The organism is Streptomyces sp. A2-16 (genome assembly GCF_018128905.1).
In the GTDB taxonomy this organism is placed as follows: Bacteria; Actinomycetota; Actinomycetes; order Streptomycetales; family Streptomycetaceae; genus Streptomyces.
In genome coordinates this window covers 6,973,512-6,988,941 of record NZ_CP063808.1, presented here as the reverse complement: position 1 = coordinate 6,988,941, position 15,430 = coordinate 6,973,512, and the positions used below count along the sequence as shown (strand labels likewise).

The 15,430-nt window shown below is 71.4% G+C and carries 14 protein-coding genes; 5 read left to right on the top strand and 9 right to left on the bottom strand.

What is annotated here, in order from left to right; genetic code table 11:
- Window positions 1-39 precede the first annotated feature (39 nt).
- Window positions 40-1,248 carry a S8 family peptidase gene (locus IOD14_RS31385; RefSeq protein ID WP_123988176.1) on the bottom strand — a complete coding sequence of 403 codons (1,209 nt, stop codon included), beginning with the start codon at window positions 1,246-1,248 and terminating at the stop codon, window positions 40-42.
- 277 nt (window positions 1,249-1,525) lie between these two features.
- Here IOD14_RS31385 and IOD14_RS31380 point away from each other — a divergent pair, with 277 nt between their 5' ends.
- Window positions 1,526-2,320, top strand: coding sequence for an SGNH/GDSL hydrolase family protein (locus IOD14_RS31380; RefSeq protein ID WP_123988175.1), 795 nt, complete (start codon window positions 1,526-1,528; stop codon window positions 2,318-2,320).
- 7 nt (window positions 2,321-2,327) lie between these two features.
- Here the strand turns inward: IOD14_RS31380 and IOD14_RS31375 are convergent, their stop codons facing one another.
- The 4 genes from IOD14_RS31375 to IOD14_RS31360 all read right to left on the bottom strand — a co-directional run bounded on the left by IOD14_RS31375 (window position 2,328) and on the right by IOD14_RS31360 (window position 8,807).
- A complete protein-coding gene (locus tag IOD14_RS31375; RefSeq protein WP_212672125.1) occupies window positions 2,328-3,908 on the bottom strand; it encodes a serine/threonine-protein kinase in 1,581 nt (526 codons plus the stop codon).
- A gap of 58 nt (window positions 3,909-3,966) precedes the next feature.
- Window positions 3,967-5,712 carry a sulfite exporter TauE/SafE family protein gene (locus tag IOD14_RS31370; protein WP_212672124.1) on the bottom strand — a complete coding sequence of 582 codons (1,746 nt, stop codon included), beginning with the start codon at window positions 5,710-5,712 and terminating at the stop codon, window positions 3,967-3,969.
- Window positions 5,709-7,163 (bottom strand): tetratricopeptide repeat protein, encoded by a 1,455-nt coding sequence (locus IOD14_RS31365; protein ID WP_123988173.1) that lies wholly within the window; start codon window positions 7,161-7,163, stop codon window positions 5,709-5,711. The genes IOD14_RS31370 and IOD14_RS31365 overlap by 4 nt, the downstream gene beginning before the upstream one ends.
- A 111-nt stretch (window positions 7,164-7,274) precedes the next feature.
- On the bottom strand, window positions 7,275-8,807 hold the full coding sequence (locus IOD14_RS31360; RefSeq protein ID WP_174269080.1) for a DUF4331 domain-containing protein: 1,533 nt from the start codon (window positions 8,805-8,807) through the stop codon (window positions 7,275-7,277).
- A gap of 207 nt (window positions 8,808-9,014) precedes the next feature.
- On the opposite strand from IOD14_RS31360, the gene IOD14_RS31355 reads away from it, so the two are divergent.
- The 3 genes from IOD14_RS31355 (at window position 9,015) to IOD14_RS31345 (ending at window position 10,774) form a co-directional block, all read left to right on the top strand.
- On the top strand, window positions 9,015-9,557 hold the full coding sequence (locus IOD14_RS31355) for a sigma-70 family RNA polymerase sigma factor (protein WP_123988172.1): 543 nt from the start codon (window positions 9,015-9,017) through the stop codon (window positions 9,555-9,557).
- The gene (locus IOD14_RS31350; RefSeq protein WP_123988171.1) at window positions 9,554-10,378 is read left to right on the top strand and encodes an anti-sigma factor; all 825 of its coding nucleotides are present in this window, start codon (window positions 9,554-9,556) and stop codon (window positions 10,376-10,378) included. The genes IOD14_RS31355 and IOD14_RS31350 overlap by 4 nt, the downstream gene beginning before the upstream one ends.
- 126 nt (window positions 10,379-10,504) lie before the next feature.
- Window positions 10,505-10,774: a hypothetical protein gene (locus tag IOD14_RS31345; RefSeq protein WP_123988170.1), complete on the top strand. Its 270-nt coding sequence runs from the start codon at window positions 10,505-10,507 to the stop codon at window positions 10,772-10,774.
- A 139-nt stretch (window positions 10,775-10,913) separates the two neighbouring features.
- On the opposite strand, the gene IOD14_RS31340 is transcribed toward IOD14_RS31345, so the two are convergent.
- Window positions 10,914-11,696 (bottom strand): ABC transporter permease, encoded by a 783-nt coding sequence (locus tag IOD14_RS31340; protein WP_123988169.1) that lies wholly within the window; start codon window positions 11,694-11,696, stop codon window positions 10,914-10,916.
- On the bottom strand, window positions 11,693-12,631 hold the full coding sequence (locus IOD14_RS31335; RefSeq protein WP_123988168.1) for an ATP-binding cassette domain-containing protein: 939 nt from the start codon (window positions 12,629-12,631) through the stop codon (window positions 11,693-11,695). The genes IOD14_RS31340 and IOD14_RS31335 overlap by 4 nt, the downstream gene beginning before the upstream one ends.
- A 63-nt stretch (window positions 12,632-12,694) precedes the next feature.
- Here IOD14_RS31335 and IOD14_RS31330 point away from each other — a divergent pair, with 63 nt between their 5' ends.
- The gene (locus IOD14_RS31330) at window positions 12,695-13,408 is read left to right on the top strand and encodes a TetR/AcrR family transcriptional regulator (protein WP_123988167.1); all 714 of its coding nucleotides are present in this window, start codon (window positions 12,695-12,697) and stop codon (window positions 13,406-13,408) included.
- Here the strand turns inward: IOD14_RS31330 and IOD14_RS31325 are convergent.
- The gene (locus tag IOD14_RS31325) at window positions 13,405-14,559 is read right to left on the bottom strand and encodes a type ISP restriction/modification enzyme (protein WP_174269291.1); all 1,155 of its coding nucleotides are present in this window, start codon (window positions 14,557-14,559) and stop codon (window positions 13,405-13,407) included. The two genes, IOD14_RS31330 and IOD14_RS31325, sit on opposite strands and share 4 nt — an antisense overlap.
- A 26-nt stretch (window positions 14,560-14,585) precedes the next feature.
- Window positions 14,586-15,335: a GntR family transcriptional regulator gene (locus IOD14_RS31320; protein WP_123988166.1), complete on the bottom strand. Its 750-nt coding sequence runs from the start codon at window positions 15,333-15,335 to the stop codon at window positions 14,586-14,588.
- Window positions 15,336-15,430 lie beyond the last annotated feature (95 nt).

The window sequence follows — 15,430 nt, the reverse complement described above, 5'->3', positions numbered from 1 at the left end:
GAAGGTGTGGGACACCTCCGGGGGCCACCTGTTCGGGTCCTACGGGACGAGCTTCAGGAGCTTGTTGGGCGAGCCGGTGCCGGGGCTGGTGACCGCGTTCGACGTGGCCCCGCCCACCAGGGCCGTGGCGACCTGCGCCGGGGTGGCCGAGGTGTGGCCGGCGAGGTAGACCGCGGCCGCGCCCGCGACGTGCGGGGTCGCCATCGACGTACCGGAGATGGTGTTGGTCGCGGTGTCGCTGGTGTACCAGCCCGCCGTGATCGAGGAGCCGGGCGCGAAGATGTCCAGGACCGAGCCGTAGTTGGAGTAACTGGCCCGGGCGTCGGTGCTGGTGGTGGCGCCGACGGTGATCGCCTCGGTGACGCGGGCCGGGGAGTAGGAGGAGGCGTTGGCGCTGCTGTTGCCGGCCGCGACGGCGTAGGTGACGCCGCTCGCGATGGAGTTCCTGACCGCGGTGTCCAGGGTGGTGGACGCGCCGCCGCCGAGCGACATGTTGGCGACCGAGGGACCGGAGTGGTTGGCGGTGACCCAGTCGATGCCCGCGATGACGCCCGCGGTGGTGCCGGAGCCGGCGTTGTCGAGCACGCGCACCGCCACGACCTTCGCCTTCTTGGCGACGCCGTAGGTGGAGCCCGCGATCGTGGTGGCCACATGGGTGCCGTGGCCGTTGCCGTCGGAGGCGGTGGTGTCGCCGTCGACGGCGTCGTAGCCGTAGGAGGCGCGGCCGCTGATCTGGCTGTGGGTGATGCGGACGCCGGTGTCGATGACGTACGCCGTGACGCCGCTGCCCGCGGTGTCGGGGTAGGTGTACGTGCCGGAGAGCGGGAGGGCGGTCTGGTCTATGCGGTCCAGGCCCCAAGGGGCGCTGGACTGCGTGGTGTCGGCCAGTCGGACGGTCTGGTCCTGCTCCACGGAGGCCACCGACGGGTCCGCGGCGAGTCTCCTCGCCTCGGTCGCGGAGAGCGTGGCGGTGTAGCCGTTGAGCGCGGAACGGAAGGTCTTCCCGACCGTCCCGCCGTACTCCTTGATGAGCCCCTTGCCCTTGCTGGACGAGGACGTGAAGCCCGCGTTCTTCTTCAGGGTGACGATGTAGCTGTCCTTGACGGCCGTGGGGGAGCCGGCGGCGAGGACCCTGCCCTCGGCCGGGGCGGCCGTGGCGGGCAGAGCGGTGAGTCCGCCGACGAGGGCGGTGGTCGCCAGGATGGTTGTCGCGGCGAACCGGAGCTTCTTGCTACGCAGTTGTGCCATTACGAGGGAGTCCTCCTCATGGGCGACGCGTGCCTGGGTCGGGCGCGCGTCCGTGGGGGGTGTGCGCGTGATCGCGTACACGACCGGGAGCGTCGCGTTCCGCTCTCGGCTGGGGTAAAGGCTGGGCCATCTACGGGGGTAGAACAAGGGAGTTGAGGGGGAGTCAACAAACCTGTCATGTCCACGAAATCATTGGTGATTTTGGCATGGACACTTCCCGTCGATTCGTGTGCTTGCTACGACGGTTGTGGCAGAGATCCTGCTAAAGGGAGGTTCCATGAGACGTTCCCGATTTGCCGCGTACGTCGGCTCGCTCCTCCTCGCCCTCGCCGCCGTCCTCACCGGGACAGGCACCGCCCACGCCGCCGAAGGCCCCTACGTGGCCCTGGGCGACTCGTATTCCTCGGGCGTCGGCTCGGCCGGCTACATCGGTTCAAGCGGCGACTGCAAGCGCAGCACGAAGGCCTACCCCTACCTCTGGGCGGCCGCCAACTCACCCTCGTCGTTCGCGTTCACGGCTTGCTCGGGCGCTCGTACGGGTGATGTTCTGGCGAACCAGCTGACCCCGCTCAGCTCCGCCACCGCTCTCGTCTCCATCAGCATCGGAGGCAACGACGCCGGCTTCGCCGACGTCATGACCACCTGTGTGCTCCAGTCCGACAGCTCCTGCCTGTCCCGGATCAACACCGCGAAGGCGTACGTCGACTCCACCCTCCCGGGCCAACTCGACAACGTCTACTCGGCGATCAGCAGCAGGGCCCCCAACGCCCATGTGGTCGTCCTCGGTTACCCCCGCTTCTACAAGCTCGGCACCACCTGCCTCGGTCTCTCCGAGACCAAGCGGAAGGCGATCAACGGTGCCGCCGACTACCTCGACACCGCGATCGCCAAGCGCGCCGCGAACCACGGCTTCACCTGGGCCGACGTCCGCGGCACCTTCACCGGCCACGAACTGTGCTCCGGCAGCGCCTGGCTGCACAGCCTCAACCTGCTCAACATCGGCGAGTCCTACCACCCGACCGCGGCCGGCCAGTCCGGCGGCTACCTCCCGGCCCTGAACAGCGCGGCCTGATCCCCCCTCACGGGGACGCAGTGGGGGAGGCCTCGCCGGTGCCGGTCGGGGTCTCCGTCACGCAGGTCAGCGAGAAGGGCACCGAGTTGGACGTCTTCTCCACGGGCTCGCGGACCTCCACGCTGATGGTGTCCTGGAACGTCCCGCTGTCGTCCTGCGTGGTGACGAACCGCCTGTCCTCCTGAGTCTTCCCGCCACCGGCCGGGAACGTGAGCGTCTTCCAGTTGCCGTTCACCGAGCCGTTCTTCGACACCCAGCGGTAGGTCACCGTCGCCGGGAGCCGGCCGACCGTCAGTGTGGCCGTGAAGCTGGGCGCCGCGGACCTGTCCGGCGGACAGCTGCCCTCGTAGTCGGTGTTCGAGCCCGACAGCGCCACGGCCACCGACTGCGGCGGGGGCGCGCTCGTCGTCTTGCTCTCGCTCGGGGACGGGGTCGGCTCACCGGTCTCGTCGGTCTTGGTCGGCGACGCGGGAGAACTCACCGCCGGGCCGCTGTCCTTGGCCGTCTCCCCGCCCTTGTCGCCGTTGTCACGGTTCAGCAGCGCGTACGTCAGCCCCGCGATCGCCAGCGCCAGGACCACCACGCCCACGACCAGGAAGGCGGCGGCGCGGCGGTTGCGGTCCGGGGGCCGGGAATCCGTGGTGGGGGTGGAGACCGGCGTGGGAGCGGGCCGGTACGGGGCGGTCGGCGGCTCCTGCGGGAAGGGTGCCGCGACGGTCGGGGCGTACGGCCCCGCCTGCACGGCGTCCGCCCGGGGCGTGCCACCGGCCCCGATGATCCGCAGCTCCTGCTCGGCCCGCTCGGCCGGCAGCCGCTGGGCCGGATCCTTGCGCAGCAGCCCCTCGATCACCGGCGTGAGCGGACCGGCGCGGTACGGCGGCGGCAGCTCCTCGTCCACGATCGCGCGCAGGGTGCTCAGCGGGGTGTTCTGCCGGAAGGGGGAGTTGCCCTCGACGGCGGCGTACAGCAGCACGCCCAGCGACCACAGGTCGGACTCCGGGCCCGGGGTGCGGCCGAGCGCCCGCTCCGGGGCGAGGAACTCGGGCGAGCCGATGACCTCGCCGGTCATCGTGAGCGCCGAACTGCCCTCCACCTGGGCGATGCCGAAGTCGGTGAGCACCACCCGGCCGTCGTTCGACAGCAGGACGTTCGCCGGCTTCACGTCCCGGTGCAGGACCCCGGCCTCGTGCGCGGCCCGCAGCGCGGAGAGCACCTCGGCGCCGATGTGCGCGGTGCGCTGCGGGCTGAGCGGACCCTCCGCGTCCAGCAGTTCGGCGAGCGAGATGCCGCGCACCAGCTCCATGACGATCCACGGCCGGCCGTCCTCGGTGGCCACGTCGTACACGGTCACTACATTGCGGTTGGCGACCCGCGCCGCCGCCCACGCCTCCCGTTCGAGACGGGCGTACATCCGGTCGACCTCGTGGGTCGCCAGTCCGTGCGGCGCGCGCACCTCCTTGACGGCGACCTCGCGGTGCAGCACCTCGTCACGGGCCCGCCACACGGTTCCCATGCCGCCCTCGCCGAGCGGCGACAGGAGACGGTAGCGGCCCGCGATCAGTCGCTCACTGCCCGGTTCTTCGGACACGGATGTCCCCCAATTCGCCACTCCGCTCGACTTCGCATGATTTCTTCACAAACGTAGCTCAGCCGAGTGCGGATGCCGCCCCCTTGAGCACCAATCCTGCCCCGAGAGCCACCACGACGAACGCCGACATCAGAGGTGCGGTCCTGCGCACCAGGGCGGTCAGCGGGCTCGCGGCCAGACGGGGACGCCTGTCCAGCAGTCGTGTGACACCACTGCCCAGCCTGACGACGGCGAATCCGGCCGCGGTCAGGGTCAGGGCGAGCCCGACGCCGTACGCCACGACGAGCAGCAGGCCGAACCAGGCCTGCCCGAGCGCGGCGGCACCGACGAGCACCACGACGGCGGAGGGGCTGGGCACGAGGCCGCCGGCGAAGCCGAGGAGGATCGTGCCGCGCAGGGTGGGGGCGACGGCGTGGGTGTGGGTGAAGCCGCCGTGGGTGTGTTCCAGGGTGTGGGGGTGGTCGTGGTCGTGGGGGTGGTCGTGATCGTGGTCGTGGGTGTGGGTGTGGCCGGGGGTGTGGTCGTGCGTGTGGCCCGGTGCGTGGGTGTGGTCGTGCGTGTGGCCCGGTGTGTGGGTGGAGGCGTGGGCGTGTGTGTGCGCGTCCGACGTGGCCGGGGCCGTCTCCGTGTGGGCGGCGACCAGGACCAGGGAGCGTTCCTCGTGCTGCTCGTGCTGCTCGTGCTCACCGGTGTCGTGCGGGTGGGTGTGGTCGTGCGGGTGGTCGTGCCTGTGCCCGTCCCCGTGCGCATGCCCGTGTCCGTGCTGGTGCGCTCGGGTGCGCAGGGCCCGGCGCAGCAGGGTGACCCCGGCCGCGGTCACCATCACCCCGCTCGCGATGCCCAGCCACGCGATCACCGAGGGAGCCGCCGCCGAGCCCGCCGCGACCAGGAGGCCCAGCGCGACCACGCCCAGGGTGTGGGTGACGGTCACGGACGCGGCCAGCGGCAGGACGTCCTTCATCCGGGCCTTGCCGCCGCGCGCCGCCGCCACCGCGGCCATCAGGGTCTTGCCGTGGCCCGGGGCCAGCGCGTGCATCGCACCGAGGACGACCGCGATGAGCAGGGCGACCGCCGCGAAACCGACGGTGAGGTCGTGCCGGGCGACCAGGGAGTCCAGGGCCCGGGTCCAGCGGTCCGCGCCTCGGGGCAGCACGGAGGCGGCGGGGGCGTTGGACCGCTCCTCGGCGAGGGCCGGGCCGCCGGGCCGCACCCGCAGCGAGGCGGTCACGGTGTCATCGGGGGAGGAAAGCAACTCCTGCGGGTACGTGGTCAGTTCGTCCGAGACCGACTTCTCGGGCACGTCCGACTGGGCGAGCGTCATCCGGTCGCCGCGCGCGGTGATCTCGCGCCAGCCGGGGCCGGAGTCGGTGCCCGCGCTGTGGAAGCCGAGGGAGAAGGTGGCGCCCTCGGGCAGCGGGGCGGTCAGCCGGCACTCCACGCGCAGGGTGTCGAGGCCGGCCTGACCGGGACGCACGCGCGCGTGGCTGGTCCGCACGGTCAGGGCGGCCGCACGGCCGTCGACGGTGACCTTGCCGCCCTCCGCGGCCGCACGGCACCGCTGGGCGGCCCACTCGGTCATGCCGAGCCGCTTGATGTCCGGCTTGGCCTGGGTGGCCGGGATCTCGGCGAGGTCCTCGACGTGGTCGACGCGGAGTTGGCCGGGGGCGGCGACCAGACCGTCGTAGCGATTGACGGTGAAGTTGCCGAGGGGGTGGGCGCTCGCGCTGCTGGAAGGGAGCAGCGCGAGCGCACAAGCCGCCGTCAGGACGGCCGTGAGGGACGCGAACAGACGGCGGGGCTTCACCGGGACGCCTCCTTGAGAGCCTTGCGGGCCTCGCGGGCGCCGAGAGGGGAGAAACCGGGGTTGAGCTTCAGGGCGGAGCCGAGCAGGCTCCGGCCCTCCTTCGCGTCACCGGCGGCGAGTTCGACGATCCCGCGGTGGTAGAGGAAGGAGGCGTTGCGGTAGCCGGTGGCGGTGGCCTGCCGGGCGTACGGCAGGGCCTCCTTGTCGCGGCCGTTCACGTGCAGGGCCCAGGCGAGGGCGTCCGCGGTGTGCACGGTGTGCCGGCGGGCCCACTCGGCGCGGGCGGCGCGCAGGGCGGAGGCCTTGTCGCCGTGGTCGGCGGCGGCCATCGCGGTGTCGAGGTCGGCGTTGACGCCGTTGGCGCGGGCGAGGGCCGTCCAGGCGTCCACGAGCGCGTACTGGTCCTTGGCCTTCGCCGCGTCGCCGTCGGCGCCCCGGTCCTCGTACAGCTCCCCGAGCGCGACCAGCGGCCCGGGCAGCGGATAGCGGGCCACGACGGCCTCCATGCCCTTGATCGCGGCGGCCCGGTCGCCGCTCGCGGCCTGGGCGCGGGCCCGGCCCTCCAGGGCGGGCAGGTAGGTGTCGTCCGCGGCGAGCGCGCGGGCGTAGTCGGTCAGGGCCGTGTCGTAGTCGCCCTGGTTCCAGGCGAGCTGGCCCAGCGCGGTGGCCACGTAGGCGATGTCGCCCGGGGTGGTCGCGGTGGACAGGGCCCGTTCCAGGACGGTGCGGGCGGTGCGGACGTCGCCACGCAGTTCGTGGACATAGGCGTAGCGGGTGAACACCGGGATGCCCGGCCGCCGTTCGTCGGCGAGGTCGGCGGCCTTCGACGCCTCGTCGTAGCGGCCGAGTTCGACGAGGGCGTCGATCCGGGAGGACAGGGCGCGCTCGTTGTAGGGGTTCTGCTCGAGCGTCCGGTCGGCGTAGCGGAGGGCGTCCTTGAAGTCGTGCCGGGCCGCGGCGAGCGCGGCGAGGCCGGCCAGCCCCTGTTCGTTGTCCGGCGCCAACTTCAGTGACTTCGCGAGCACTTGCTGGGCCTGTGCGTACCGCGAGGGGTCGCCCTTGGTCCGTGCCTGCTCGACGTAGGCGAGCCCGAGGGTGGCCCAGCTGCCGAAGTCCCTCGGCTGGCCGCGCAGATGGGCCTGGATCGCCTTGATGCCCGCGTCGAGGTCCCCACCGGCCATGAGCCCGGGAGAGACCGCCGACGAGGAACTGGCGACGGTGGCGGTACCGCCGTCCCGCAGCGCGCCGAAGGCGATCGACCCGCCCGTCAGCGCGACGGCCAACAGCGCCGCGCACCCGGCCAGTTGGGCGGCACGCCAGCGCTGCGCGGCCTTCGAGACCCGGCGCACGGCGGCGACCTTCGGGTCCTCGGACTCGGCAGTGGGCTCCACGGTCTCCGGCGATCCGTCGTGCTCGTTCTCGGGTGCGCTGTCGGTCGTAGACCCGGACATGCCCTCTCCTGACTGGCTTGTGATCGTGTGCTGCGGCGCGGCCCGCACCGTGGGGGATGAGTACGTGCGGGCCGCGCCAGCCATAGGGGTCGTTCTCGCTGCGGGTGGGCCTCAGTAGGCCCGGCGCCGCATCCGTCGCCACCACATCAGCGCGGCGCCGATGAGCACGATCCCGGCCGCACCGGCCCCCGCGGACCCGGCGATCAGCGTCATGTTGTCCGAGCCGGAGGACCCGGCCGGGGACAGCGCGTCGCCGAGCTGGTTGCGGACGTCGTTGCCCGAGGTCGTGCCCTTGGCCAGCGGCCCCCGGGACCCCTCGGTCGGCAGCGCCACGTACGGGAAGGACTTCTCGAAGTCCTTGTCGTTCTTGTCGACCGCGTCACCGAGGTCGTTCTTGGACCCGACCAGCTCACCTTCGACGACCTGGAGCGACGCGTCGATCACGTCGTCGGTGAGCCGACGCCCGTTCGGGAACCCGGCGTTGTCGCCATCAAGCACACCGAGCCGCTTCGGAGAATCGGTGGGCTTGATGGACGTGTTGAGGCGCAGCTCCTCCGCGGGCCGCACGTGGGGCGGCTGGTTCAGCCCCTTCACACCCTTGAGGAAGACGTCCACGAGGTCGTTGCGCGGCTCCTTCGGGGCGGGGATCTTGTAGATCGCCTCGATGAGCTTCGGCAGTTCGGGGTTGGTGACGTTCTTCAGGAACTGCGCGTCGTCCCAGGGCGAGGACGCGTTGAACTTGTCCTTGTCCTTCAGCGGGTTGACGACCTCGTTGACGAGGGGGTTGCCCAGGCGCGAGACCTGGGAGTAGTATCCCTGCGCGTTCCTGCGCTGGGTCGTCGACCAGATGCCCACGACCGGCTGGTGCGAGGACTCGGTGATCATGTCCGTCGGGACCTGCAGGGCGATCGAGTTGACGTTGTAGCCCTTGAGCGTGTCGTTGCCGACCTCGCTGAGGTTCCCGCCGTACAGCAGGTCGAAGACCCGCAGGTCCAGGAAGAACGGGTCGTCGGCCTGGCCGGCGAACGCCGTCGCGTCGCCCGGAAGCTTGTAGACCGCCTGGTCGCGCAGCTTCTCGTAGTTCGGCATGGACGCCTTGCCGACGTTCGACGGCGCCACCGGGATGTCGTCGGCGACCTTCGTCTTGTACTGGACCCGCTGGTTCTTCAGCCGGAACAGCTCGATGTCGTACGTCTGCGTGACGTTCAGGTCCGGGTCGTCGAGGCTCTCGACCGCGCCCGTGTTGTACAGGAACGTCTTCTTGTTCTTGATGTGCGTCTTGAAGGTGAAGCGGTAGAGCAGGTCGCCCTGTCCGTCACCGTTGTTGTCGATGTGGATGTCGTACTGGGCGTCCTCGGCGAACTGGTAGAAGTTCGGGCCGCCCGACGGGTCCTCGAAGGGGATCCAGTTGGCGATGATCGTCGTCGAGTCCGGCTTGTCGGGGCTGACGAACGCGTACACGTCGGTGTTGTCGTACTGGGGGTCACCCGAGATCAGCGGGGCCTCCCGGTGACTGGAGGCGGAAGCCGCCCCCGGTTCCAGCGTGGCCACACCGGCGGCTGCGAGCCCTCCGGCGGCCAGCGCACCACATACGAGGGTCGCGAGACTCCTGCGTCCCGAGCCGCTCCTGGAGATAGGTGTCATGCCGTCCGTCCTCAGTCCAACTTGCCTGACGCCCGGTGATTCGGAGTGGTGGGCGGGTCGGATTGGTCGAATCTCAAAACTTCTTTTCTGCTGCTCGACCCGCGTTTTCGACGTTCTGATCCGTAACCCCATCCGGAGGTGTGTTCGTTGCGAATACCTCGTGGGACGGGACGGCCCAGGTGCGGCTTTGCGGGAGGGGGCGACGAGTTGGAAGCGGACGAGCTTCTGGTGCTCGTGGCAGGTGGGGACCAGAAGGCATTCGAGGAGCTCTACGGGCTCGTGGCCGGGCCGGTGTTCGGGCTCGTACGGCGCGTGGTGCGGGATCCGGCGCAGTCGGAGGAGGTGTCGCAGGAGGTGCTGCTCGAAATGTGGCGCTCCGCCGCGCGCTTCGACCCCCGCCGGGGCAGCGCGCTGTCCTGGGTCCTCACCCTGGCGCACCGCCGCGCCGTCGACCGGGTGCGCAGCGCCCGCGCGGCCGGTGAGCGCGAGCAGCGCGAGGCACGCCGGGCCCACCACCCCGCCTTCGACCAGGTGACCGAGGAGGTCGAGGCGGGCCTCGAACGCGAGTGGGTGCGCCGCTGCCTGGAGCGTCTGACGGAACTCCAGCGCCAGTCGGTCACCCTCGCCTACTACGACGGCTACACGTACCGTGAAGTGGCCGAGCGGCTGTCGCTGCCGCTGGGGACGGTGAAGACGCGGATGCGTGACGGACTGACCCGCTTGCGGGAGTGCCTGGGAGGTGCGGCATGAGCCTCTTCCGCCGGGAAGATCTGCACTCCCTCGCGGCCCCGTACGCGCTCGACGCGCTGGAGCCCGCGGAACGGGCCCGCTTCGAGCGGCACCTGAAGGGCTGCGACAGCTGTGCGGCGGAAGTGCGCACGCTCTCCGAGGACGCGGTACGGCTCGCGTGGTCGGCCGCCGCTCCGCCGCCGCTCGCCATGCGCGACCGGGTGCTGGCCGCCGTGCGCACCCTCCCGCAGGAGTCCGCCGTACGGCCGGAGCCGTCCCGTGCGCGGCCGGAGCCGGCGCGGGCCCGCAAGTCGCAGCTGCCACCGCACGTGTGGGGCGTCCAGCCGCCGCCGAGGCAGCGTCAGCGCCGGCCCCTGTTCGTGCCGTTCGCGACGGCCACCGCGGCCGCCGCCCTCGTCGTCGCCTCCCTGTTCGCCGTGCAGGCCAACCGGACACAGGACGAACTGGACGCGCAGAAGGCTCAGGCCAGTGAGATCGCCCACGTTCTCCAGGCCGCGGACGCGCGGGCGACCCGGGGGCAGGACGCCCAGGGCCGAAGTATCGGAGTGGTCGCTTCCGCATCTGAGGGGCGCGCGGTCGTCACCCTGAGCGGGTACAGCGCGCCCCCGAGCGGCCGCGTGCGCCAGTTGTGGCTCATGCGCCCCGACGAGCAACCGCGCTCCCTGGGGCTCTTCGCCGCCGACACGCCCTTGGTGGCAACCGGACTCGACAAGTCCGCGACATCACTCGCTGTGACCGTCGAGCCCGACGGGGGGTCACCGCAGCCCACTACCCAGCCGGTTGTCCAACTCGCCCTGAAATCGGTTGGATTCGGAGAGTAATCATGGAGGGGTCGTCAACACCCTTGCGGGGAAGGTGAATCCTGTGACGCCGATACACGTGTGCCCCGCAGGGGCGATAGGGTTACCCTGCCCGGGCCGGGTGGACTCGTACGGGTGGGGAGTGACATGGAACAGATAGCAGTGCGCAGGGCGAGGGTCCCTGCGATCACCTGCGGGAGCAGCGCGACCAGTTCGCGCCTCGACCGCCATCTCTCGGTGCTGTCGGGACCTGCCGTCCCGCAGCGGGAGACGGCCGAGGCCACGTCGCTGATGCTTGAGCTGACCGCGCGTGACACCACCAAGCAGGAGCGCAGTGACAGGGGTGCGCGGGTCCGCCGTGTCTCGCTGTTCGCGCCACTGCGCCGACTGAGCCGTTCGCTGTTCGGCGGCCGCTGAGCCCACGCCGCCCGGTATCGTGCTGCGTCCTGTCCGTCATCCCCACGGCACGCAGCACGATCCAGGCGGGTCTGTCGCTTCCGGGACCGTCTCGGCCGTCCCCCGGCAGGATCCGAACTCCCCTCCCGGCAAGAGGCGTTCACCCCTCCCCGCGTGCATACCTCCGTACGGCCAGCGGTGCGAAGACCGCGAGCAGCACCGCGCACCACAGCAGTGACCCGGCGATCGGATGCGCCACCGGCCAGGCCGCTCCCTCCGGCACGGGCGCATTCCCGAACAGCTTCCGCAGGGCCGTGGTCACCGCGCTGATGGGGTTCCACTCGGCGACGGTGCGCAGCCAGCCGGGCAGCCCCTCGGTCGGGATGTACGCGTTGGACAGCAGCGGCAGGACGAAGGTGGCCCCGCCCAGCTGACCGGCCGCCTCCTCACTGCGGGTGAGCAGACCGAGGAAGATGCCGATCCAGGTGGTGGCGAACCGGAACAGCAGCAACAGGGCGACGGCGCCCACCGCTTGCAGCACGGATCCCTCGACACGCCAGCCCACCGCGAGCCCGACCAGCAGGAACGGCACCATGCCGGCGCCGGTGACCATCACATCCGCGACGGACTGCCCCAGCGGCACGGCGGCCCGGCTGATCGGCAGCGTGCGCAGCCGGTCCGTCACGCCGCGGTGGACGTCCTGGGCCGCCTGGAACATCCCGGTCATGATCCCGTTCGCCGCCGTGGCCACCAGCAGGCCCGGCACCAGGAAGGACCGGTACTGCTCGCCCGGCATCGCCAGCGCGCTGCCGAAGACGTAGCCGAAGAACAGCAGCATGGTGATCGGCATGGTCTGGGTCAGGATCAGCAGTCCCGCGTTGTTGCGGACCCGCCGCAGCTGACGGCCCAGCATCGCGGTGCCGTCGTAGGCCAGAGTGCTCATACCGCAAGCTCCTTGGTGAGTCGCAGGAAGACGTCGTCGAGGGTCGGCGGCCGGATGCTCGCGTCGAGCAGGGGCACTCCCGCCGTGTCCAGTTCGCGCACCAGCCGGGGAAGCGTCAGCGTGGTGTCCTGGGTGACCGCGCCGACCGAGTTGCGCTCGTGGTCGAACGACGGTTCGCCGCCGGTGAGTTGGTCGAGCACGCCGGCCGCCTTCACCAGGACGTCCGCGTCCGCGACGACGATCTCCACGTGCGCCCCTATCAGGGCCTTGAGCTGGGCGGGCGAACCCGTGTGCGCGACCCGTCCCTGGTCCACCAGGGCGATGTCATGGGCGAGTTGGTCGGCCTCCTCCAGGTACTGCGTGGTCAGCAGCACGGTCGTGCCGTCCGCCGTCAGCTCGCGCACGCCGTCCCAGATGAGGTTGCGGCTGGCGGGGTCGAGCCCGGTCGTCGGCTCGTCGAGGAACAGGATCTCCGGGCGGCGGACCAGGCTCGCCGCCAGGTCAAGGCGGCGGCGCATGCCGCCCGAGTAGGTGGAGGCGGTCCGGTCGGCGGCCTCGGCCAGTCCGAAGCGGTCGAGCAGCTCGGCGGCCCGCTCGGCCGGCCCCCGCACTCGGTGCAGCCGGGCGAACAGCCGGAGGTTCTCCCGTCCGGTCAGGTCCCCGTCGACCGACGCGTACTGCCCGGTGACGGCGATGGCGCGCCGCACCGCCTCCGGCTCCCGGACGAGGTCGTGCCCCGCGACCCGCGCGGAACCGGAGTCGGGCCGCAGCAGCGTCGTCAGCAGCCGTACGGCCGTGGTCTTGCCCGCGCCGTTGGGGCCGAGGATGCCGCAGACCGTGCCCGGGGCGACCGCGAGATCGAGCCCGCGCAGGGCATGGACCTCCCCGAACCGCTTCTCCAGACCCTCACTAAGTACAGCGTACGTAGAAGTCATGGCAGGACCATAGCGCACTACGTACGCTGTACGTAACTAGGATGGTGGCCGAGGTGATGATCGATGGCGGGCCGAGCGGCCGTACCCGAAGTGATCTGGGCGCGTCCTGAACGGACGGGGCGTGGGCCGAAACCCGCGTTCACCAGGGCGGACATCGCGGCGGCGGCGGTGCGGCTCGCGGATGACGGCGGTCTGGACGCGGTGTCCATGCGGCATGTCGCGGCCGAACTCGGCTGCGGGACGATGTCCCTGTACAACTACGTCCCCCGCAAGGAGGACCTGTACGAGCTGATGGTGGACGCGGTCAGTGGTGAGCACGAGCTGTTCGAGCCGACCGGTGACTGGCGGGCCGACATGCTCCGCAACGCCCGCCAGACCAAGGCGCTCATGCACCGCCACGCCTGGATGGTGCGGCTGATGTCAGGGGTGTACGGCTTCAGCCCCAACGCCCTGCGCTACCTGGAGCACTGCCTCGCCTGCCTCGACCCGCTGGACGCGCCGTACGGCACGAAGATCGAGCTGGTCGCGATGCTCAACGGGTGTGTGACGACGTACGTCTCGAACGAGCTGTCCACGGCCGAGCGGGTGCGGTCGCTGCCGTGGTCCCAGGAGCAGGAGAACGCGGTGCGGATCGCGTATCTGGGCAGTCAGGTGGCCTCGGGGGCGTATCCGCGGCTGGCGGCGTCGTTCACGGAGGACGCGGGGCCGATCGATCTGGACGCGGTGTTCGAGCGGATGCTGGGGCGAGTCCTGGACGGCTTCGAGCCCAGGACCTAGAGCAGCGTGAGCTGGCCCTCCGGCCCCTCCTCGTGTCCGTCCAGGACCGAGGCGGGTCTGCGGGCCGGGTCCGGGACCGGGAACACCCCCGCCTCGCGCAGGTCGCTCGCCGTGACCCGTGACGTCAACTCCTCCTGGAGCGGCTGGAGATCGGAGAGCAGCGCCAGCACGGTGATCAGCTCGAGGAGCTCCGACGTCCAGGTCTGGGGCCAGGTCGGCGGGCGGATCGCGGCCAGGGTGCCCGGCTCCGGTTCCGTGACGCGGGCCGTGAACCACTGATCCAGCACCCGCACTCCGCCCGCCTCGAAGTCCCAGGCCTCGGGCGGCACGGGGGAGACCCGACCCTCGTCCAGGAGGAGGGCCTCCTCGTCGCGGTCGTAGTCCAGGGTCAGGGGGCGGGACGGCAGGGGCGCGCGGACGTAGGGGCGGCGGCCGCCGGGCAGCTTCGGGCGGTCGCCGTCGCGGCGCATGAGCCAGAGGATGCGGTGGCCCGACTCGACGCCCCGCGACCACAGTTCGGAGTCGTCGGTGAGCGGGACGGTGAGGTCCGGGCGGATCGCCGTCAGGATCCAGGCGAGGACGTCCAGGGGGCCCACCGGGACGCCCAGTCGGCTGCGCAGGTGTTGCAGCAGGCCCGGGGCCAGGTTCGGTTCGGTGCCGCCGGGGCGGCGGTACAGCGGGCGGACGCGGCCGGGGCGGAACAGGGGGAGCAGCGAGGTCGCGAGGAGCTGGGGGCCCCGGCCGTCCGTGGGTGTCTCCACCACGAACACCTGGTGCTCGTCCGCCACCCGCCACAGCTCGGGACGGGCCGCGTCGATCAGCCGGTGGTCCGGGATCAGCCACTGCTCGTCGAAGGGGGCGTGCAGGACGCGCACCGGCTCCGGGCAGGGGCCGGAGGCGCGCGCGAGCCTCTCCGTGCCACCCGTCCGTCCCGGCAGCTGTCCCACCGCCGAGCGCAGGGTGCGGGAGCGGGTGGGCTCGAACAGGGCCTCCCGGTCGGGCCCCTCCGCCTTCAGCAGGGCGTCCCAACGGGCTTTCAGGGAGGCCGCGTCGGGGCCCGTCGGCCACCCCCGGCCGAGCCGCGGCGGTGCGACGGACCACGGCATGAGGTCCGCGAGTGGCGGAGCGTCGTCGTGCGTCACGCTGGGAATCGTACGACCTGCCACGGACAGTGAGGTCATGTGGCTTCCAGAGTCACCGAGAAGGAGAAGCGGTCGCCGCGATAGTGGATCACCGCCGCGTCCAGCACCCGGCCCTCCGTGTCGTACGTCAGGCCCGTGTAGTGCAGGATCGGGCTGAGCAGCGGGACGTGGAGCAGCCGGGCCGTCTCCGGATCGGCCAGCCGCGCCTCCACGGTGTCCGTGATGCGGCTGATGTCCACCCCCAGGACGTCCCGCAGCACCTTGGTCATCGGCCGGCGCGCGAGGTCGGCCGGGTCGATGCGCGCGGCCAGTTCGGGGCGGACGTAGTTGCGGGCGTGGTTGGTCGGCTCGCCCGTCTGCTCGTCGCTGCGCAGCCGGTGGTACGCCGCCACCTCGTCCAGGTCCGGGAAGTGCTCGGCGAGTTCGGGCGGCACGGGGGACTTGCCGTGTTCCAGCAGTTCGGTCGTCATGCCGGACTGCTGGGCCACGATCGCGTCGACCGAGCCGAGCAGCCGGATCGGGGTGCTCCGGCGCGCGTCCGGCTCGATGAAGGTGCCCCGGCGCCGGTGACGGGTGATCAGCCCCTCGTCCTCCAGTTCCTTGAGCGCCTGCCGCATGGTCAGCACGCTCACGCCGTAGTGCCCGGCCAACTGCTCCTCGGTGGGCAGGCGGAGCGGGTCCTGGGGTGAGCGGCCCAGTATCGAGGCGCGCAGGGACTGCGACACCTGGTACCAGAGCGGCAGCTTGCGGTTGAGGACGATCGAGTCCGGAGCGAAGGAGGTCACGGGCTATCCGTACCTTTCGCGGATCGGTCAGTGCAACGGGCGTATCGGTGCACCGAGGGCGTCGGCGCATCGAGTGCATCGGCGCGGCGGGTTCA